Annotated in this window: 33 protein-coding genes; 32 read left to right on the forward strand and 1 reads right to left on the reverse strand. The window is 50.4% G+C overall.

The genetic code is table 11. The features are described 5' to 3' along the window. The 3 genes from ACLJPE_RS22785 to bfr form a co-directional block, all read left to right on the forward strand. On the forward strand, window positions 1-84 hold an 84-nt coding region (locus ACLJPE_RS22785), incomplete at its 5' end, for a hypothetical protein (RefSeq protein ID WP_000740160.1). A gap of 184 nt (window positions 85-268) precedes the next feature. Further along, window positions 269-463, forward strand: coding sequence for a bacterioferritin-associated ferredoxin (bfd, locus tag ACLJPE_RS22790; RefSeq protein ID WP_000289082.1), 195 nt, complete (start codon window positions 269-271; stop codon window positions 461-463). A 72-nt stretch (window positions 464-535) separates the two neighbouring features. Continuing rightward, window positions 536-1012, forward strand: coding sequence for a bacterioferritin (bfr, locus tag ACLJPE_RS22795; RefSeq protein WP_000675530.1), 477 nt, complete (start codon window positions 536-538; stop codon window positions 1010-1012). Here the strand turns inward: bfr and hopD are convergent. Then, on the reverse strand, window positions 1009-1476 hold the full coding sequence (hopD, locus tag ACLJPE_RS22800) for a prepilin peptidase (protein WP_023136404.1): 468 nt from the start codon (window positions 1474-1476) through the stop codon (window positions 1009-1011). The two genes, bfr and hopD, sit on opposite strands and share 4 nt — an antisense overlap. Window positions 1477-1855: 379 nt before the next feature. On the opposite strand from hopD, the gene rpsJ reads away from it, so the two are divergent. The 29 genes from rpsJ (at window position 1856) to ACLJPE_RS22945 (ending at window position 15985) form a co-directional block, all read left to right on the forward strand. Further along, window positions 1856-2167 (forward strand): 30S ribosomal protein S10, encoded by a 312-nt coding sequence (rpsJ, locus tag ACLJPE_RS22805; protein WP_001181005.1) that lies wholly within the window; start codon window positions 1856-1858, stop codon window positions 2165-2167. 32 nt (window positions 2168-2199) lie between these two features. Beyond that, window positions 2200-2829, forward strand: a complete 630-nt coding sequence (gene rplC / locus ACLJPE_RS22810) for a 50S ribosomal protein L3 (protein ID WP_000579838.1) — start codon at window positions 2200-2202, stop codon at window positions 2827-2829. Window positions 2830-2839: 10 nt separating this feature from the next. Beyond that, entirely contained in the window at window positions 2840-3445 is a 606-nt protein-coding gene (gene rplD, locus ACLJPE_RS22815) for a 50S ribosomal protein L4 (RefSeq protein WP_000424395.1), read from the forward strand. Next, window positions 3442-3744 (forward strand): 50S ribosomal protein L23, encoded by a 303-nt coding sequence (rplW, locus tag ACLJPE_RS22820; protein ID WP_000617546.1) that lies wholly within the window; start codon window positions 3442-3444, stop codon window positions 3742-3744. The genes rplD and rplW overlap by 4 nt, the downstream gene beginning before the upstream one ends. Before the next feature lie 17 nt (window positions 3745-3761). Next, window positions 3762-4583 carry a 50S ribosomal protein L2 gene (gene rplB, locus ACLJPE_RS22825; RefSeq protein ID WP_000301869.1) on the forward strand — a complete coding sequence of 274 codons (822 nt, stop codon included), beginning with the start codon at window positions 3762-3764 and terminating at the stop codon, window positions 4581-4583. 16 nt (window positions 4584-4599) lie between these two features. Then, window positions 4600-4878 carry a 30S ribosomal protein S19 gene (rpsS, locus tag ACLJPE_RS22830; RefSeq protein WP_001138115.1) on the forward strand — a complete coding sequence of 93 codons (279 nt, stop codon included), beginning with the start codon at window positions 4600-4602 and terminating at the stop codon, window positions 4876-4878. Between the two features lie 14 nt (window positions 4879-4892). Continuing rightward, window positions 4893-5225 (forward strand): 50S ribosomal protein L22, encoded by a 333-nt coding sequence (rplV, locus tag ACLJPE_RS22835; protein ID WP_000447529.1) that lies wholly within the window; start codon window positions 4893-4895, stop codon window positions 5223-5225. Between the two features lie 17 nt (window positions 5226-5242). Beyond that, window positions 5243-5944: a 30S ribosomal protein S3 gene (rpsC, locus tag ACLJPE_RS22840; protein WP_000529945.1), complete on the forward strand. Its 702-nt coding sequence runs from the start codon at window positions 5243-5245 to the stop codon at window positions 5942-5944. Window positions 5945-5956: 12 nt separating this feature from the next. Beyond that, the gene (gene rplP, locus ACLJPE_RS22845) at window positions 5957-6367 is read left to right on the forward strand and encodes a 50S ribosomal protein L16 (protein WP_000941208.1); all 411 of its coding nucleotides are present in this window, start codon (window positions 5957-5959) and stop codon (window positions 6365-6367) included. Continuing rightward, window positions 6367-6558 (forward strand): 50S ribosomal protein L29, encoded by a 192-nt coding sequence (rpmC, locus tag ACLJPE_RS22850; protein ID WP_000644742.1) that lies wholly within the window; start codon window positions 6367-6369, stop codon window positions 6556-6558. Before rplP ends, rpmC begins: the two co-directional genes overlap by 1 nt. Continuing rightward, entirely contained in the window at window positions 6558-6812 is a 255-nt protein-coding gene (gene rpsQ, locus ACLJPE_RS22855) for a 30S ribosomal protein S17 (protein WP_000130101.1), read from the forward strand. Before rpmC ends, rpsQ begins: the two co-directional genes overlap by 1 nt. Window positions 6813-6975: 163 nt before the next feature. Then, window positions 6976-7347, forward strand: coding sequence for a 50S ribosomal protein L14 (rplN, locus tag ACLJPE_RS22860; protein WP_000613954.1), 372 nt, complete (start codon window positions 6976-6978; stop codon window positions 7345-7347). A gap of 10 nt (window positions 7348-7357) precedes the next feature. Beyond that, on the forward strand, window positions 7358-7672 hold the full coding sequence (rplX, locus tag ACLJPE_RS22865; RefSeq protein ID WP_000729185.1) for a 50S ribosomal protein L24: 315 nt from the start codon (window positions 7358-7360) through the stop codon (window positions 7670-7672). 14 nt (window positions 7673-7686) lie between these two features. Continuing rightward, window positions 7687-8226, forward strand: coding sequence for a 50S ribosomal protein L5 (rplE, locus tag ACLJPE_RS22870; RefSeq protein WP_001096206.1), 540 nt, complete (start codon window positions 7687-7689; stop codon window positions 8224-8226). 14 nt (window positions 8227-8240) lie between these two features. Continuing rightward, window positions 8241-8546: a 30S ribosomal protein S14 gene (rpsN, locus tag ACLJPE_RS22875; RefSeq protein ID WP_001118932.1), complete on the forward strand. Its 306-nt coding sequence runs from the start codon at window positions 8241-8243 to the stop codon at window positions 8544-8546. Between the two features lie 33 nt (window positions 8547-8579). Beyond that, the gene (gene rpsH / locus ACLJPE_RS22880; protein ID WP_000062611.1) at window positions 8580-8972 is read left to right on the forward strand and encodes a 30S ribosomal protein S8; all 393 of its coding nucleotides are present in this window, start codon (window positions 8580-8582) and stop codon (window positions 8970-8972) included. 12 nt (window positions 8973-8984) lie between these two features. After that, the gene (gene rplF, locus ACLJPE_RS22885) at window positions 8985-9518 is read left to right on the forward strand and encodes a 50S ribosomal protein L6 (protein ID WP_000091939.1); all 534 of its coding nucleotides are present in this window, start codon (window positions 8985-8987) and stop codon (window positions 9516-9518) included. 9 nt (window positions 9519-9527) lie between these two features. After that, complete coding sequence (gene rplR, locus ACLJPE_RS22890) at window positions 9528-9881, forward strand: 50S ribosomal protein L18 (RefSeq protein WP_000358956.1); 354 nt, start codon at window positions 9528-9530, stop codon at window positions 9879-9881. A gap of 14 nt (window positions 9882-9895) precedes the next feature. Beyond that, window positions 9896-10399 carry a 30S ribosomal protein S5 gene (rpsE, locus tag ACLJPE_RS22895; protein WP_000940121.1) on the forward strand — a complete coding sequence of 168 codons (504 nt, stop codon included), beginning with the start codon at window positions 9896-9898 and terminating at the stop codon, window positions 10397-10399. A gap of 3 nt (window positions 10400-10402) precedes the next feature. Further along, a complete protein-coding gene (gene rpmD, locus ACLJPE_RS22900) occupies window positions 10403-10582 on the forward strand; it encodes a 50S ribosomal protein L30 (protein WP_001140434.1) in 180 nt (59 codons plus the stop codon). A 3-nt stretch (window positions 10583-10585) separates the two neighbouring features. Continuing rightward, window positions 10586-11020 (forward strand): 50S ribosomal protein L15, encoded by a 435-nt coding sequence (gene rplO, locus ACLJPE_RS22905; protein ID WP_001238917.1) that lies wholly within the window; start codon window positions 10586-10588, stop codon window positions 11018-11020. 7 nt (window positions 11021-11027) lie between these two features. After that, complete coding sequence (secY, locus tag ACLJPE_RS22910) at window positions 11028-12359, forward strand: preprotein translocase subunit SecY (RefSeq protein WP_001118864.1); 1332 nt, start codon at window positions 11028-11030, stop codon at window positions 12357-12359. A 31-nt stretch (window positions 12360-12390) separates the two neighbouring features. After that, window positions 12391-12507, forward strand: a complete 117-nt coding sequence (gene rpmJ / locus ACLJPE_RS22915) for a 50S ribosomal protein L36 (RefSeq protein WP_000868187.1) — start codon at window positions 12391-12393, stop codon at window positions 12505-12507. A gap of 146 nt (window positions 12508-12653) precedes the next feature. Continuing rightward, window positions 12654-13010, forward strand: coding sequence for a 30S ribosomal protein S13 (gene rpsM, locus ACLJPE_RS22920; RefSeq protein ID WP_000090780.1), 357 nt, complete (start codon window positions 12654-12656; stop codon window positions 13008-13010). A 16-nt stretch (window positions 13011-13026) separates the two neighbouring features. Beyond that, window positions 13027-13416: a 30S ribosomal protein S11 gene (gene rpsK / locus ACLJPE_RS22925; RefSeq protein WP_001029758.1), complete on the forward strand. Its 390-nt coding sequence runs from the start codon at window positions 13027-13029 to the stop codon at window positions 13414-13416. Between the two features lie 33 nt (window positions 13417-13449). Beyond that, a complete protein-coding gene (gene rpsD, locus ACLJPE_RS22930; RefSeq protein WP_000135226.1) occupies window positions 13450-14070 on the forward strand; it encodes a 30S ribosomal protein S4 in 621 nt (206 codons plus the stop codon). Window positions 14071-14095: 25 nt separating this feature from the next. Further along, window positions 14096-15085, forward strand: coding sequence for a DNA-directed RNA polymerase subunit alpha (locus ACLJPE_RS22935; protein ID WP_001162094.1), 990 nt, complete (start codon window positions 14096-14098; stop codon window positions 15083-15085). A gap of 40 nt (window positions 15086-15125) precedes the next feature. Further along, window positions 15126-15509 (forward strand): 50S ribosomal protein L17, encoded by a 384-nt coding sequence (gene rplQ / locus ACLJPE_RS22940; RefSeq protein ID WP_001216370.1) that lies wholly within the window; start codon window positions 15126-15128, stop codon window positions 15507-15509. Window positions 15510-15616: 107 nt separating this feature from the next. Continuing rightward, complete coding sequence (locus ACLJPE_RS22945; RefSeq protein ID WP_001608391.1) at window positions 15617-15985, forward strand: DUF1992 domain-containing protein; 369 nt, start codon at window positions 15617-15619, stop codon at window positions 15983-15985. The last annotated feature ends 6 nt before the right edge of the window (window positions 15986-15991 follow it).

Below are 15991 nucleotides of genomic sequence, written 5' to 3' on the forward strand. Positions count from 1 at the left end.
GCAATGGACGACGGTCTGCGTTTCGCAATCCGTGAAGGCGGCCGTACCGTTGGCGCGGGCGTTGTTGCTAAAGTTCTGGGCTAATTACTCGTTAATTAGTTTTGAATTGAAGAGGGCGCTTCGGCGCCCTTTTTGTTGCCTGCTATTTAGCCGCTGTTATATTTATTCACCCTTTTTAACGCTTCTCCCATGGCGTAAATCGCTTTGTGCTATTGTAATCATAACCATTCTCATTTACACTTTGTGCGGAAATTGAACGGGAGCGATCATGTACGTTTGTTTGTGTAATGGTATAAGCGATAAAAAAATCCGCCAGGCTGTACGACAATTTCATCCACAGTCATTTCAACAGTTGCGTAAATTTATTCCTGTGGGAAATCAATGTGGTAAGTGTATTCGCGCCGCGCGAGAAGTGATGCAGGATGAGTTAACGCAAATGCCGGAATTTAAAGAGATCGCCTGAGTCACACTCTTTTTTTTGACATCCCTGTAGCCCCATCTACGCTCTAGAGAGTGGAAGCGGAGGGACTATAAAATGAAAGGTGATGTTAAAATCATAAATTATCTCAATAAACTATTGGGAAATGAGCTTGTCGCAATTAATCAGTATTTTCTTCATGCCCGTATGTTCAAAAACTGGGGGCTGACCCGGCTTAATGATGTTGAGTACCATGAATCCATTGATGAGATGAAACACGCCGATAAGTATATTGAGCGTATTTTATTTCTGGAAGGCATACCGAACCTACAGGATCTGGGCAAGCTGGGCATCGGTGAAGATGTTGAAGAGATGCTACGATCGGATCTCCGGCTCGAACTGGAAGGCGCAAAAGATCTACGTGAGGCAATAGCCTATGCCGATAGCGTTCATGATTATGTCAGCCGGGATATGATGATTGAAATTCTTGCCGACGAGGAAGGCCACATCGACTGGCTGGAAACTGAGCTGGATTTGATTGCCAAACTTGGTATGCAAAATTATCTGCAATCACAAATTAAGGTTACCGATTAACCGTCTGGAAAGAAAGCTTTCCAACCTGTTATGAAACCCGCCACCGCCAGCCATGGCCCAAAAGGTAGCGGGTTTATTAATGCCGATTTACCTCTCACCAGTAGCACGACGCCAAACCCGCCACAGGCCAACATGGCGGCAAGGAAAACCAGTAACGGCAGTGTTTCCCAACAATGCCACGCTCCTAAGGCTGCAAGGTACTTGACGTCGCCATATCCAAGCCCCTCTTTCTGATAACGCAGGCGATAGCCCCAGTAAATTAACGCGAATCCGCCATAGCCGGCGATAGCACCCCAAAGCGCATCCGGTAAACGCTCCGGCAGGCAAATCTGGTGATAAAGCAGACCACCCCACAGTAATGGACAGGTAAACCGGTCAGGCAACAGACCGGTACGCGCGTCGTATATGCCAAGTAATAAAGAGAACGACGCATAAAAAATGAGAAAGGGGAGGGCAACAAACATAAGCAAATCCTCGTCAAGGCTTGTGCTCACCTTTATAGATTTATGCGACAGCGACAACGACGTATTGCCAGGTTTGCCTGATGCCTTCCAAAGAAAAGATGCGCGTTGCCATCCCATGCGTACCATCTGGAATCATGCTCGCATAAGAATAAAGCGCTTAATTTCTATCCGACACTTGCGTCAGGCTGAGATTTACGTATAATGCGCGGGCTTGTCGTAATTGACGGCAGGTTCGATTTGAACCTCGAATAGCCGATTTGGCTATTTAACAATGCTCCCAATCGGGGAGCTACGTAAGAACGGTTACACTCTCCCATCAATCGTAATGGGTGTGAGGAGTAATCATTTTCGTTTATAAAATAATTGGAGCTCTGGTCTCATGCAGAACCAAAGAATCCGTATCCGCCTGAAAGCGTTTGATCATCGTCTGATCGATCAATCAACCGCGGAAATCGTCGAGACTGCCAAGCGCACTGGTGCGCAGGTTCGCGGTCCGATCCCGCTGCCGACCCGCAAAGAGCGCTTTACCGTTCTGATCTCTCCGCACGTTAACAAAGATGCGCGCGATCAGTACGAAATTCGCACTCACAAGCGTCTGGTTGACATCGTTGAGCCAACCGAGAAAACCGTTGATGCTCTGATGCGTCTGGACCTGGCTGCCGGTGTAGACGTGCAGATCAGCCTGGGTTAATCAGGTCATCGAGCGATTGAGAGGTTGATACAATGATTGGTTTAGTCGGTAAAAAAGTGGGTATGACCCGCATCTTCACTGAAGATGGCGTCTCTATCCCAGTAACCGTAATCGAAGTTGAAGCAAACCGTGTTACTCAGGTTAAAGACCTGGCTAACGATGGCTACCGCGCTGTTCAGGTTACTACGGGTGCTAAAAAAGCTAACCGTGTCACCAAGCCGGAAGCGGGTCACTTTGCTAAAGCTGGCGTAGAAGCTGGCCGTGGTCTGTGGGAATTCCGTCTGGCTGAAGGCGAAGAATACACCGTAGGTCAGAGCATCAGCGTTGAACTGTTTGCTGACGTTAAAAAAGTTGACGTAACCGGTACCTCTAAAGGTAAAGGTTTCGCTGGTACCGTTAAGCGCTGGAACTTCCGTACCCAGGACGCTACTCACGGTAACTCCTTGTCTCACCGCGTTCCGGGTTCTATCGGTCAGAACCAGACTCCGGGCAAAGTGTTCAAAGGCAAGAAAATGGCAGGTCAGATGGGTAATGAGCGCGTAACCGTTCAGAGCCTTGACGTAGTACGCGTTGACGCTGAGCGCAACCTGCTGCTGGTTAAGGGTGGTGTTCCGGGTGCAACCGGTTGCGACCTGATCGTTAAACCAGCTGTGAAGGCGTAAGGGGATAGCAATGGAATTAGTATTGAAAGACGCGCAGAGCGCGCTGACTGTTTCCGAAACTACCTTCGGTCGTGATTTCAACGAAGCGCTGGTTCACCAGGTTGTTGTTGCTTATGCAGCTGGTGCTCGTCAGGGTACTCGTGCTCAGAAGACTCGTGCTGAAGTAACTGGTTCCGGTAAAAAACCGTGGCGCCAGAAAGGCACTGGCCGTGCGCGTTCAGGTTCTATCAAGAGCCCGATCTGGCGTTCCGGTGGCGTGACCTTCGCTGCTCGTCCGCAGGACCACAGTCAAAAAGTTAACAAGAAGATGTACCGCGGCGCGCTGAAAAGCATCCTGTCCGAACTGGTACGTCAGGATCGTCTGATCGTTGTCGAGAAGTTCTCTGTAGAAGCGCCGAAAACTAAGCTGCTGGCACAGAAACTGAAAGACATGGCTCTGGAAGATGTGCTGATCATCACCGGTGAGCTGGACGAGAACCTGTTCCTGGCCGCACGTAACCTGCACAAGGTTGACGTACGCGATGCGACTGGTATCGACCCGGTTAGCCTGATCGCCTTCGACAAAGTCGTAATGACTGCTGATGCTGTTAAGCAAGTTGAGGAGATGCTGGCATGATTCGTGAAGAACGTCTGCTGAAGGTGCTGCGCGCACCGCACGTTTCTGAAAAAGCGTCTACTGCGATGGAAAAAACTAACACCATCGTTCTCAAAGTTGCTAAAGACGCGACCAAAGCAGAAATCAAAGCTGCTGTGCAGAAACTGTTTGAAGTCGAAGTCGAAGTCGTTAACACCCTGGTTGTTAAAGGGAAAGTTAAACGTCACGGACAGCGTATCGGTCGTCGTAGCGACTGGAAAAAAGCTTACGTCACCCTGAAAGAAGGCCAGAATCTGGACTTCGTCGGCGGCGCTGAGTAAGTCGGAGGAGTAATACAATGGCAGTTGTTAAATGTAAACCGACATCTCCGGGTCGTCGCCACGTCGTTAAAGTGGTCAACCCAGAGCTGCACAAGGGCAAACCTTTTGCTCCGCTGGTTGAAAAAAACAGCAAATCCGGTGGTCGTAACAACAATGGCCGTATCACCACTCGTCATATCGGTGGTGGTCACAAACAGGCTTATCGTATTGTTGACTTCAAACGCAACAAAGACGGTATCCCGGCAGTTGTTGAACGTCTTGAGTACGATCCGAACCGTTCCGCGAACATCGCGCTGGTTCTGTACAAAGACGGCGAACGCCGTTACATCCTGGCCCCGAAAGGCCTGAAAGCTGGCGACCAGATTCAGTCTGGCGTTGATGCTGCAATCAAAGCAGGCAACACCCTGCCGATGCGCAATATCCCGGTTGGTTCTACCGTTCATAACGTAGAAATGAAACCAGGTAAAGGCGGTCAGCTGGCACGTTCCGCTGGTACTTACGTTCAGATCGTTGCTCGCGATGGCGCTTATGTCACCCTGCGTCTGCGTTCTGGTGAAATGCGTAAAGTCGAAGCAGACTGCCGTGCAACCCTGGGCGAAGTTGGCAATGCTGAGCATATGCTGCGCGTTCTGGGTAAAGCAGGTGCTGCACGCTGGCGTGGCGTTCGTCCTACCGTTCGCGGTACTGCGATGAACCCAGTAGACCACCCACATGGTGGTGGTGAAGGTCGTAACTTTGGTAAGCACCCGGTAACTCCGTGGGGCGTTCAGACCAAAGGTAAGAAGACCCGCAGCAACAAGCGTACTGATAAATTCATCGTACGTCGCCGTAGCAAATAATTTTAGAGGATAAGCCATGCCACGTTCTCTCAAGAAAGGTCCTTTTATTGACCTGCACTTGCTGAAGAAGGTAGAGAAAGCGGTGGAAAGCGGAGACAAGAAGCCCCTGCGCACCTGGTCCCGTCGTTCAACGATCTTTCCTAACATGATCGGTTTGACCATCGCTGTCCATAATGGTCGTCAGCACGTTCCGGTATTTGTTTCCGACGAAATGGTCGGTCACAAACTGGGTGAATTCGCACCGACTCGTACTTATCGCGGCCACGCTGCTGATAAAAAAGCGAAGAAGAAATAAGGTAGGAGGAAGAGATGGAAACTATCGCTAAACATCGCCATGCTCGTTCTTCTGCTCAGAAGGTTCGCCTTGTTGCTGACCTGATTCGCGGTAAGAAAGTGTCGCAGGCTCTGGATATTCTGACCTACACCAACAAGAAAGCGGCTGTACTGGTCAAGAAAGTTCTGGAATCTGCCATTGCTAACGCTGAACACAACGATGGCGCTGACATTGACGATCTGAAAGTTACGAAAATTTTCGTAGACGAAGGCCCGAGCATGAAGCGCATTATGCCGCGTGCAAAAGGTCGTGCAGATCGCATCCTGAAGCGCACCAGCCACATTACTGTGGTTGTGTCCGATCGCTGAGACTCTGGAGACTAGCAATGGGTCAGAAAGTACATCCTAATGGTATTCGCCTGGGTATTGTAAAACCATGGAACTCTACCTGGTTTGCGAACACCAAAGAATTCGCTGACAACCTGGACAGCGATTTTAAAGTACGTCAGTACCTGACGAAGGAACTGGCTAAAGCGTCTGTATCTCGTATCGTTATCGAGCGTCCGGCTAAGAGCATCCGTGTGACTATTCACACCGCTCGCCCGGGTATCGTTATCGGTAAAAAAGGTGAAGACGTAGAAAAACTGCGTAAGGTCGTAGCGGATATCGCTGGCGTTCCTGCACAGATCAACATCGCCGAAGTTCGTAAACCTGAACTGGACGCTAAACTGGTTGCTGACAGCATCACTTCTCAGCTGGAACGTCGCGTTATGTTCCGTCGTGCGATGAAGCGTGCTGTACAGAACGCCATGCGTCTGGGCGCTAAAGGTATCAAAGTTGAAGTTAGCGGCCGTCTGGGCGGCGCGGAAATCGCACGTACCGAATGGTACCGCGAAGGTCGCGTACCGCTGCACACTCTGCGTGCTGACATCGACTACAACACCTCTGAAGCGCACACCACTTATGGTGTAATCGGCGTTAAAGTGTGGATCTTCAAAGGCGAGATCCTGGGTGGTATGGCTGCTGTTGAACAACCGGAAAAACCGGCTGCTCAACCGAAAAAGCAGCAGCGTAAAGGCCGTAAATAAGGAGCGTCGCTGATGTTACAACCAAAGCGTACAAAATTCCGTAAAATGCACAAAGGCCGCAACCGTGGTCTGGCTGCAGGCGCGGATGTTAGCTTCGGCAGCTTCGGCCTGAAAGCTGTTGGCCGTGGTCGTCTGACTGCCCGTCAGATCGAAGCAGCACGTCGTGCTATGACCCGTGCAGTTAAGCGTCAAGGTAAGATCTGGATCCGTGTATTCCCGGACAAACCGATCACTGAAAAGCCGCTGGCAGTGCGTATGGGTAAAGGTAAAGGTAACGTGGAGTATTGGGTTGCCTTGATTCAGCCGGGTAAAGTCCTGTATGAAATGGACGGCGTACCGGAAGAGCTGGCCCGTGAAGCATTCAAGCTGGCAGCAGCGAAACTGCCGATTAAAACCACCTTTGTAACTAAGACGGTGATGTAATGAAAGCAAAAGAGCTGCGTGAGAAGAGCGTTGAAGAGCTGAACACCGAGCTACTGAACCTGCTGCGTGAGCAGTTCAACCTGCGTATGCAGGCTGCAAGTGGCCAGCTGCAACAGTCTCACCTGTTGAAGCAAGTGCGTCGTGATGTCGCACGCGTTAAGACTTTACTGACTGAGAAGGCGGGTGCGTAATGACCGATAAAATCCGTACTCTGCAAGGTCGCGTGGTTAGCGACAAAATGGAGAAATCCATTGTTGTTGCTATCGAACGTTTTGTGAAACACCCGATCTACGGTAAATTCATCAAGCGTACGACCAAAATGCACGTACATGACGAGAACAACGAATGCGGTATCGGCGACGTGGTTGAAATCCGCGAATGCCGTCCGCTGTCCAAGACCAAATCCTGGACTCTGGTTCGCGTTGTAGAGAAAGCGGTTCTGTAATACAGTACGCATTCTCAACGAATAAACGGCTCAGCGATGGGCCGTTTATTTTTTCTACCCATATCTGATTTGCGGTGTTATAATGCCGCGCCCTCGATATGGGGTTTTTTTAACGACCTGATTTTCGGGTCTCAGTAGTAGTTGACATTAGCGGAGCACTAAAATGATCCAAGAACAGACTATGCTGAACGTCGCCGACAACTCCGGTGCACGTCGCGTAATGTGTATCAAGGTTCTGGGTGGCTCGCACCGTCGCTACGCAGGCGTAGGCGACATCATTAAGATCACCATCAAAGAAGCGATTCCGCGTGGTAAGGTCAAAAAAGGTGATGTGCTGAAGGCGGTAGTGGTGCGCACCAAGAAGGGTGTTCGTCGCCCGGACGGTTCTGTCATTCGCTTCGATGGTAATGCATGCGTTATTTTAAACAATAACAGCGAGCAGCCTATCGGTACGCGTATTTTTGGGCCGGTAACTCGTGAACTTCGTAACGAGAAGTTCATGAAAATTATCTCTCTGGCACCAGAAGTACTCTAAGGAGCGAATCATGGCAGCGAAAATCCGTCGTGATGACGAAGTTATCGTGTTAACCGGTAAAGATAAAGGTAAACGCGGTAAAGTTAAGAATGTCCTGTCTTCCGGCAAGGTCATTGTTGAAGGTATCAACCTGGTTAAGAAACACCAGAAGCCGGTTCCGGCTCTGAACCAACCGGGCGGCATCGTTGAAAAAGAAGCTGCAATTCAGGTTTCTAACGTTGCAATCTTCAATGCGGCAACCGGCAAGGCTGACCGTGTAGGCTTTAGATTCGAAGACGGCAAAAAAGTCCGTTTCTTCAAGTCTAACAGCGAAACTATCAAGTAATTTGGAGTAGTACGATGGCGAAACTGCATGATTACTACAAAGACGAAGTAGTTAACAAACTCATGACTGAGTTTAACTACAATTCTGTCATGCAAGTCCCTCGGGTCGAGAAGATCACCCTGAACATGGGTGTTGGTGAAGCGATCGCTGACAAGAAACTGCTGGATAACGCAGCAGCAGACCTGACAGCAATCTCCGGTCAAAAACCGTTGATCACCAAAGCACGCAAATCTGTTGCAGGCTTCAAAATCCGTCAGGGCTATCCGATCGGCTGTAAAGTAACTCTGCGTGGCGAACGCATGTGGGAGTTCTTTGAGCGCCTGATCACTATTGCTGTTCCTCGTATCCGTGACTTCCGTGGCTTGTCCGCTAAGTCATTCGACGGTCGTGGTAACTACAGCATGGGTGTCCGTGAGCAGATCATCTTCCCAGAAATCGACTACGATAAAGTCGACCGCGTTCGTGGTTTGGATATTACCATTACCACTACTGCGAAATCTGACGAAGAAGGCCGTGCTCTGCTGGCTGCCTTTGACTTCCCGTTCCGCAAGTAAGGTAGGGTTACTAAATGGCTAAGCAATCAATGAAAGCACGCGAAGTAAAACGCGTAGCTTTAGCTGATAAATACTTCGCGAAACGCGCTGAACTGAAAGCGATCATCTCTGATGTGAACGCAACCGACGAAGATCGTTGGAATGCGGTTCTTAAGCTGCAGACTCTGCCGCGTGATTCCAGCCCGTCACGTCAGCGTAACCGCTGCCGTCAAACTGGTCGTCCGCACGCTTTCCTGCGGAAGTTCGGGTTGAGCCGTATTAAGGTCCGTGAAGCCGCTATGCGCGGTGAAATTCCGGGTCTGAAAAAGGCTAGCTGGTAATTGTCACCAATTGAATCACGGGAGTAAAGACAGATGAGCATGCAAGATCCGATCGCGGATATGCTGACCCGTATCCGTAACGGTCAGGCCGCGAACAAAGCTGCGGTCACCATGCCTTCCTCCAAGCTGAAAGTGGCAATTGCCAACGTGCTGAAGGAAGAAGGTTTTATTGAAGATTTTAAAGTTGAAGGCGACACCAAGCCGGAACTGGAACTGACTCTTAAGTATTTCCAGGGTAAAGCTGTTGTAGAAAGCATTCAGCGTGTCAGCCGCCCAGGTCTGCGCATCTACAAACGTAAAGATGAGCTGCCGAAAGTTATGGCCGGTCTGGGTATCGCAGTTGTTTCTACCTCTAAAGGTGTTATGACTGATCGTGCAGCGCGCCAGGCTGGTCTTGGTGGCGAAATTATCTGCTACGTAGCCTAATCGGAGGAAAAAATGTCTCGTGTTGCTAAAGCACCGGTCGTTGTTCCTGCCGGCGTTGATGTCAAAATCAACGGTCAGGTTATTACGATCAAAGGTAAAAACGGCGAGCTGACTCGTACTCTCAACGATGCTGTTGAAGTTAAACATGCAGATAATGCACTGACCTTCGGTCCGCGTGATGGTTACGCAGACGGTTGGGCACAGGCTGGTACCGCGCGTGCCCTGCTGAACTCAATGGTTATCGGTGTTACCGAAGGCTTCACTAAGAAGCTGCAGCTGGTTGGTGTAGGTTATCGTGCAGCGGTTAAAGGGAATGTAGTAAACCTGTCTTTAGGTTTCTCTCACCCGGTTGACCATCAGCTGCCGGCAGGTATCACTGCTGAATGTCCGACTCAAACTGAAATCGTGCTGAAAGGCGCTGATAAGCAGGTGATCGGCCAGGTTGCAGCAGATCTGCGCGCCTACCGTCGTCCTGAGCCTTACAAAGGCAAGGGTGTTCGTTACGCCGACGAAGTCGTGCGTACCAAAGAGGCTAAGAAGAAGTAAGGTAACACTATGGATAAGAAATCTGCTCGTATCCGTCGTGCGACCCGCGCACGCCGCAAGCTCAAAGAGCTGGGCGCAACTCGCCTGGTGGTACATCGTACCCCGCGTCATATTTACGCACAGGTAATTGCACCGAACGGTTCTGAAGTTCTGGTAGCTGCTTCTACTGTAGAAAAAGCTATCGCTGAACAACTGAAGTACACCGGTAACAAAGACGCGGCTGCAGCTGTGGGTAAAGCTGTCGCTGAACGCGCTCTGGAAAAAGGCATCAAAGATGTGTCCTTTGACCGTTCCGGGTTCCAATATCATGGTCGTGTCCAGGCACTGGCAGATGCTGCCCGTGAAGCTGGCCTTCAGTTCTAAGGTAGAGGTGTAAGATGGCTCACATCGAAAAACAAGCTGGCGAACTGCAGGAAAAGCTGATCGCGGTAAACCGCGTATCTAAAACCGTTAAAGGTGGTCGTATTTTCTCCTTCACAGCTCTGACTGTAGTAGGCGATGGTAACGGTCGCGTAGGTTTTGGTTACGGTAAAGCGCGTGAAGTTCCAGCAGCGATCCAGAAAGCGATGGAAAAAGCCCGTCGCAATATGATTAACGTCGCGCTGAACAACGGCACCCTGCAGCACCCGGTTAAAGGTGTTCACACGGGGTCTCGTGTATTCATGCAGCCAGCTTCCGAAGGTACCGGTATCATCGCCGGTGGTGCAATGCGCGCCGTTCTGGAAGTTGCTGGGGTTCATAACGTTCTGGCTAAAGCATACGGTTCCACCAACCCGATCAACGTGGTTCGTGCAACTATTGATGGCCTGGAAAATATGAATTCTCCAGAAATGGTCGCTGCCAAGCGTGGTAAATCCGTTGAAGAAATTCTGGGGAAATAAACCATGGCAAAGACTATTAAAATTACTCAAACCCGCAGTGCAATCGGTCGTCTGCCGAAACACAAGGCAACGCTGCTTGGCCTGGGTCTGCGTCGTATTGGCCACACCGTAGAGCGCGAGGATACTCCTGCTGTTCGTGGTATGGTCAACGCGGTTTCCTTCATGGTTAAAGTTGAGGAGTAAGAGATGCGTTTAAATACTCTGTCTCCGGCCGAAGGCTCCAAAAAGGCGGGTAAACGCCTGGGTCGTGGTATCGGTTCTGGCCTCGGTAAAACCGGTGGTCGTGGTCACAAAGGTCAGAAGTCTCGTTCTGGCGGTGGCGTACGTCGCGGTTTCGAGGGTGGTCAGATGCCTCTGTACCGTCGTCTGCCGAAATTCGGCTTCACTTCTCGCAAAGCAGCGATTACAGCCGAAGTTCGTCTGTCTGACCTGGCGAAAGTAGAAGGCGGCGTTGTAGACCTGAACACGCTGAAAGCGGCAAACATTATCGGTATCCAGATCGAGTTCGCGAAAGTGATCCTGGCTGGCGAAGTCACTACTCCGGTAACTGTTCGTGGCCTGCGTGTTACTAAAGGCGCTCGTGCTGCTATCGAAGCTGCTGGCGGTAAAATCGAGGAATAAGTAGCAGATGGCTAAACAACCGGGATTAGATTTTCAAAGTGCCAAAGGTGGCTTAGGTGAGCTGAAACGCAGACTGCTGTTTGTTATCGGCGCGCTGATTGTGTTCCGTATTGGCTCTTTTATTCCGATCCCTGGTATTGATGCCGCTGTACTTGCCAAACTGCTTGAGCAACAGCGAGGCACCATCATTGAAATGTTTAACATGTTCTCTGGTGGTGCTCTCAGCCGTGCTTCTATCTTTGCCCTGGGGATCATGCCGTATATTTCGGCGTCGATCATTATCCAGCTGTTGACGGTGGTTCATCCAACGCTGGCAGAAATTAAGAAAGAAGGGGAGTCTGGTCGTCGTAAGATCAGCCAGTACACCCGTTACGGTACTCTGGTGCTGGCGATATTCCAGTCGATCGGTATTGCTACCGGTTTGCCGAATATGCCTGGTATGCAGGGCCTGGTGATGAATCCAGGCTTTGCATTCTATTTCACCGCTGTTGTAAGTCTGGTTACAGGAACCATGTTCCTGATGTGGCTCGGCGAACAGATTACTGAGCGCGGTATCGGTAACGGTATCTCAATCATCATCTTCGCTGGTATCGTTGCGGGACTCCCGCCAGCCATTGCCCATACTATCGAGCAAGCGCGTCAAGGCGACCTGCACTTCCTCGTGTTGCTGTTGGTTGCAGTATTAGTATTTGCAGTGACGTTCTTTGTAGTATTCGTTGAACGTGGTCAACGCCGTATTGTGGTAAACTACGCCAAACGTCAGCAAGGTCGTCGTGTCTATGCTGCACAGAGCACACATTTACCGCTGAAAGTGAATATGGCGGGGGTAATCCCGGCAATCTTCGCTTCCAGTATTATTCTGTTCCCGGCGACCATCGCGTCATGGTTCGGGGGCGGTACTGGTTGGAACTGGCTGACAACAATTTCGCTGTATTTGCAGCCTGGGCAACCGCTTTATGTGTTACTCTATGCGTCTGCAATCATCTTCTTCTGTTTCTTCTACACGGCGTTGGTTTTCAACCCGCGTGAAACAGCAGATAACCTGAAGAAGTCCGGTGCATTTGTACCAGGAATTCGTCCGGGAGAGCAAACGGCGAAGTATATCGATAAAGTAATGACCCGCCTGACCCTGGTTGGTGCGCTGTATATTACCTTTATCTGCCTGATCCCGGAGTTCATGCGTGATGCAATGAAAGTGCCGTTCTACTTCGGTGGGACCTCACTGCTTATCGTTGTTGTCGTGATTATGGACTTTATGGCTCAAGTGCAAACTCTGATGATGTCCAGTCAGTATGAGTCTGCATTGAAGAAGGCGAACCTGAAAGGCTACGGCCGTTAATTGGTCGCCTGAGAAGTTACGGAGAGTAAAAATGAAAGTTCGTGCTTCCGTCAAGAAATTATGCCGTAACTGCAAAATCGTTAAGCGTGATGGTGTCATCCGTGTGATTTGCAGTGCCGAGCCGAAGCATAAACAGCGCCAAGGCTGATTTTTTCGCATATTTTTCTTGCAAAGTTGGGTTGAGCTGGCTAGATTAGCCAGCCAATCTTTTGTATGTCTGTACGTTTCCATTTGAGTATCCTGAAAACGGGCTTTTCAGCATGGTACGTACATATTAAATAGTAGGAGTGCATAGTGGCCCGTATAGCAGGCATTAACATTCCTGATCAGAAACACGCCGTGATCGCGTTAACTTCGATCTACGGTGTCGGCAAGACCCGTTCTAAAGCCATCCTGGCTGCAGCGGGTATCGCTGAAAATGTTAAGATCAGTGAGCTGTCTGAAGAACAAATCGACACGCTGCGTGACGAAGTTGCCAAATTTGTCGTTGAAGGTGATCTGCGCCGTGAAATCAGCATGAGCATCAAGCGCCTGATGGATCTTGGTTGCTATCGCGGTTTGCGTCATCGTCGTGGTCTCCCGGTTCGCGGTCAGCGTACCAAGACCAACGCTCGTACCCGTAAGGGTCCGCGCAAACCGATCAAGAAATAATCGGGGTGATTGAATAATGGCAAAGGCACCAGTTCGCGCACGTAAACGTGTAAGAAAACAAGTCTCTGACGGCGTGGCTCATATCCATGCTTCTTTCAACAACACCATCGTGACTATTACCGATCGTCAGGGTAATGCGCTGGGTTGGGCAACAGCCGGTGGTTCCGGTTTCCGTGGTTCTCGCAAATCCACTCCGTTTGCAGCTCAGGTTGCAGCAGAGCGTTGCGCTGACGCCGTGAAAGAATACGGTATCAAGAATCTGGAAGTTATGGTTAAAGGTCCGGGTCCAGGCCGCGAATCTACTATTCGTGCTCTGAACGCCGCTGGTTTCCGCATCACTAATATTACTGATGTGACTCCGATCCCTCATAACGGTTGTCGTCCGCCGAAAAAACGTCGCGTATAACGCTTCGTTTTCCAGGTTAGTTGGAGAAAGAAAATGGCAAGATATTTGGGTCCTAAGCTCAAGCTGAGCCGTCGTGAGGGCACCGACTTATTCCTTAAGTCTGGCGTTCGCGCGATCGATACCAAGTGTAAAATTGAACAAGCTCCTGGCCAGCACGGTGCGCGTAAGCCGCGTCTGTCTGACTATGGTGTGCAGTTGCGTGAAAAGCAAAAAGTTCGCCGCATTTACGGTGTGCTGGAGCGTCAGTTCCGTAACTACTACAAAGAAGCAGCACGTCTGAAAGGCAACACCGGTGAAAACCTGTTGGCTCTGCTGGAAGGTCGTCTGGACAACGTTGTATACCGTATGGGCTTCGGCGCCACTCGTGCAGAAGCACGTCAGCTGGTTAGCCATAAAGCAATTATGGTAAACGGTCGTGTTGTTAACATCGCTTCTTATCAGGTTAGTCCGAATGACGTTGTTAGCATTCGTGAGAAAGCGAAGAAGCAGTCTCGCGTGAAAGCCGCTCTGGAGCTGGCTGAGCAGCGTGAAAAGCCAACCTGGCTGGAAGTTGATGCTGGCAAGATGGAAGGTACGTACAAGCGTAAGCCTGAGCGTTCTGATCTGTCTGCGGACATTAACGAACACCTGATCGTCGAGCTTTACTCCAAGTAAAGCTTAGTACCAAAGAGAGGACACAATGCAGGGTTCTGTGACAGAGTTTCTAAAACCGCGCCTGGTAGATATCGAGCAAGTGAGTTCGACGCACGCCAAGGTGACCCTTGAGCCTTTAGAGCGTGGCTTCGGCCATACTCTGGGTAACGCACTGCGCCGTATTCTGCTCTCATCGATGCCGGGTTGCGCGGTGACCGAGGTTGAGATTGATGGTGTACTACATGAGTACAGCACCAAAGAAGGCGTTCAGGAAGACATCCTGGAAATCCTGCTCAACCTGAAAGGGCTGGCGGTGAGAGTTCAGGGTAAAGATGAAGTTATTCTTACCTTGAATAAATCTGGCATTGGCCCTGTGACTGCAGCCGATATCACCCATGATGGGGATGTCGAAATCGTCAAGCCGCAGCACGTGATCTGCCACCTGACCGATGAAAACGCGTCTATTAGTATGCGTATCAAAGTTCAGCGCGGTCGTGGTTATGTGCCGGCTTCTACCCGAATTCATTCGGAAGAAGATGAGCGCCCAATCGGCCGTCTGCTGGTCGACGCCTGCTACAGCCCTGTAGAGCGTATTGCCTACAATGTTGAAGCAGCGCGTGTAGAACAGCGTACCGACCTGGACAAGCTGGTCATCGAAATGGAAACCAACGGCACAATCGATCCTGAAGAGGCGATTCGTCGTGCGGCAACCATCCTGGCTGAACAACTGGAAGCTTTCGTTGATTTACGTGATGTACGTCAACCGGAAGTGAAAGAAGAGAAACCAGAATTCGATCCGATCCTGCTGCGCCCTGTTGACGATCTGGAATTGACTGTCCGCTCTGCTAACTGCCTCAAGGCAGAAGCTATCCACTATATCGGTGATCTGGTACAGCGTACCGAGGTTGAGCTTCTTAAGACGCCTAACCTGGGTAAAAAATCTCTTACCGAGATTAAAGACGTGCTGGCTTCCCGTGGACTGTCTCTGGGTATGCGCCTGGAAAACTGGCCACCGGCAAGCATCGCTGACGAGTAACCGGATCACAGGTTAAGGTTTTACTGAGAAGGATAAGGTCATGCGCCATCGTAAGAGTGGTCGTCAACTGAACCGCAACAGCAGCCATCGCCAGGCTATGTTCCGCAACATGGCAGGTTCACTGGTTCGTCATGAAATCATCAAGACGACCCTGCCTAAAGCGAAAGAGCTGCGTCGCGTAGTTGAGCCGCTGATTACTCTTGCCAAGACTGATAGCGTTGCTAATCGTCGTCTGGCATTCGCCCGTACTCGTGATAACGAGATCGTGGCAAAACTGTTTAACGAGCTGGGCCCGCGTTTCGCGAGCCGCGCCGGTGGTTACACTCGCATTCTGAAGTGTGGCTTCCGTGCAGGCGACAACGCGCCGATGGCATACATCGAGCTGGTTGATCGTTCAGAGAAAACAGAAGCTGCTGCAGAGTAATCTGTAGTAACGTAAAAAAACCCGCTTCGGCGGGTTTTTTTATACCCTCCTGAACCCCACATATCTACAATAATTGTATTCTTTTCGTTCAATCCCTGGAGCGACGTATGTGGTTACTTGACCAGTGGGCAGAGCGTCATATTATCGAGGCACAGCGTAAAGGCGAGTTTGATAATCTGCCTGGCCGCGGCGAGCCGCTTATTCTGGATGATGATTCTCATGTGCCGGCGGAACTTCGTGCGGGTTATCGCTTACTCAAGAATGCGGGCTGTCTTCCCCCTGAACTGGAGCAGCGCAGAGACGCTATTCAGTTACTTGATATCCTCAACAGTATCCGGGAAGATGACCCTCGATACCCTCAGGTTAGTCGCCAGCTCTCGCTGCTTGAACTAAAACTTCGGCAGGCTGGGTTGAGTACCGACTTTTTACACGGTGAGTATGCAGAAAAACTGCTGCATAAAATCAACGATAATTAACGGAGC

This window comes from Salmonella sp. SAL04196, from assembly GCF_046550835.1.
GTDB classification, from domain to species: Bacteria; Pseudomonadota; Gammaproteobacteria; order Enterobacterales; family Enterobacteriaceae; genus Salmonella; species Salmonella enterica.

Excerpts from the sequence above, each read along its gene's own strand:
- bfd (WP_000289082.1), top strand. The coding sequence starts at position 269 with ATGTACGTTTGTTTGTGTAATGGTATAAGCGATAAAAAAATCCGCCAG.
- bfr (WP_000675530.1), top strand. The coding sequence starts at position 536 with ATGAAAGGTGATGTTAAAATCATAAATTATCTCAATAAACTATTGGGA.
- hopD (WP_023136404.1), bottom strand. The coding sequence starts at position 1,476 with ATGTTTGTTGCCCTCCCCTTTCTCATTTTTTATGCGTCGTTCTCTTTA.
- rpsJ (WP_001181005.1), top strand. The coding sequence starts at position 1,856 with ATGCAGAACCAAAGAATCCGTATCCGCCTGAAAGCGTTTGATCATCGT.
- rplC (WP_000579838.1), top strand. The coding sequence starts at position 2,200 with ATGATTGGTTTAGTCGGTAAAAAAGTGGGTATGACCCGCATCTTCACT.
- rplD (WP_000424395.1), top strand. The coding sequence starts at position 2,840 with ATGGAATTAGTATTGAAAGACGCGCAGAGCGCGCTGACTGTTTCCGAA.
- rplW (WP_000617546.1), top strand. The coding sequence starts at position 3,442 with ATGATTCGTGAAGAACGTCTGCTGAAGGTGCTGCGCGCACCGCACGTT.
- rplB (WP_000301869.1), top strand. The coding sequence starts at position 3,762 with ATGGCAGTTGTTAAATGTAAACCGACATCTCCGGGTCGTCGCCACGTC.
- rpsS (WP_001138115.1), top strand. The coding sequence starts at position 4,600 with ATGCCACGTTCTCTCAAGAAAGGTCCTTTTATTGACCTGCACTTGCTG.
- rplV (WP_000447529.1), top strand. The coding sequence starts at position 4,893 with ATGGAAACTATCGCTAAACATCGCCATGCTCGTTCTTCTGCTCAGAAG.
- rpsC (WP_000529945.1), top strand. The coding sequence starts at position 5,243 with ATGGGTCAGAAAGTACATCCTAATGGTATTCGCCTGGGTATTGTAAAA.
- rplP (WP_000941208.1), top strand. The coding sequence starts at position 5,957 with ATGTTACAACCAAAGCGTACAAAATTCCGTAAAATGCACAAAGGCCGC.
- rpmC (WP_000644742.1), top strand. The coding sequence starts at position 6,367 with ATGAAAGCAAAAGAGCTGCGTGAGAAGAGCGTTGAAGAGCTGAACACC.
- rpsQ (WP_000130101.1), top strand. The coding sequence starts at position 6,558 with ATGACCGATAAAATCCGTACTCTGCAAGGTCGCGTGGTTAGCGACAAA.
- rplN (WP_000613954.1), top strand. The coding sequence starts at position 6,976 with ATGATCCAAGAACAGACTATGCTGAACGTCGCCGACAACTCCGGTGCA.
- rplX (WP_000729185.1), top strand. The coding sequence starts at position 7,358 with ATGGCAGCGAAAATCCGTCGTGATGACGAAGTTATCGTGTTAACCGGT.
- rplE (WP_001096206.1), top strand. The coding sequence starts at position 7,687 with ATGGCGAAACTGCATGATTACTACAAAGACGAAGTAGTTAACAAACTC.
- rpsN (WP_001118932.1), top strand. The coding sequence starts at position 8,241 with ATGGCTAAGCAATCAATGAAAGCACGCGAAGTAAAACGCGTAGCTTTA.
- rpsH (WP_000062611.1), top strand. The coding sequence starts at position 8,580 with ATGAGCATGCAAGATCCGATCGCGGATATGCTGACCCGTATCCGTAAC.
- rplF (WP_000091939.1), top strand. The coding sequence starts at position 8,985 with ATGTCTCGTGTTGCTAAAGCACCGGTCGTTGTTCCTGCCGGCGTTGAT.
- rplR (WP_000358956.1), top strand. The coding sequence starts at position 9,528 with ATGGATAAGAAATCTGCTCGTATCCGTCGTGCGACCCGCGCACGCCGC.
- rpsE (WP_000940121.1), top strand. The coding sequence starts at position 9,896 with ATGGCTCACATCGAAAAACAAGCTGGCGAACTGCAGGAAAAGCTGATC.
- rpmD (WP_001140434.1), top strand. The coding sequence starts at position 10,403 with ATGGCAAAGACTATTAAAATTACTCAAACCCGCAGTGCAATCGGTCGT.
- rplO (WP_001238917.1), top strand. The coding sequence starts at position 10,586 with ATGCGTTTAAATACTCTGTCTCCGGCCGAAGGCTCCAAAAAGGCGGGT.
- secY (WP_001118864.1), top strand. The coding sequence starts at position 11,028 with ATGGCTAAACAACCGGGATTAGATTTTCAAAGTGCCAAAGGTGGCTTA.
- rpmJ (WP_000868187.1), top strand. The coding sequence starts at position 12,391 with ATGAAAGTTCGTGCTTCCGTCAAGAAATTATGCCGTAACTGCAAAATC.
- rpsK (WP_001029758.1), top strand. The coding sequence starts at position 13,027 with ATGGCAAAGGCACCAGTTCGCGCACGTAAACGTGTAAGAAAACAAGTC.
- rpsD (WP_000135226.1), top strand. The coding sequence starts at position 13,450 with ATGGCAAGATATTTGGGTCCTAAGCTCAAGCTGAGCCGTCGTGAGGGC.
- ACLJPE_RS22935 (WP_001162094.1), top strand. The coding sequence starts at position 14,096 with ATGCAGGGTTCTGTGACAGAGTTTCTAAAACCGCGCCTGGTAGATATC.
- rplQ (WP_001216370.1), top strand. The coding sequence starts at position 15,126 with ATGCGCCATCGTAAGAGTGGTCGTCAACTGAACCGCAACAGCAGCCAT.
- ACLJPE_RS22945 (WP_001608391.1), top strand. The coding sequence starts at position 15,617 with ATGTGGTTACTTGACCAGTGGGCAGAGCGTCATATTATCGAGGCACAG.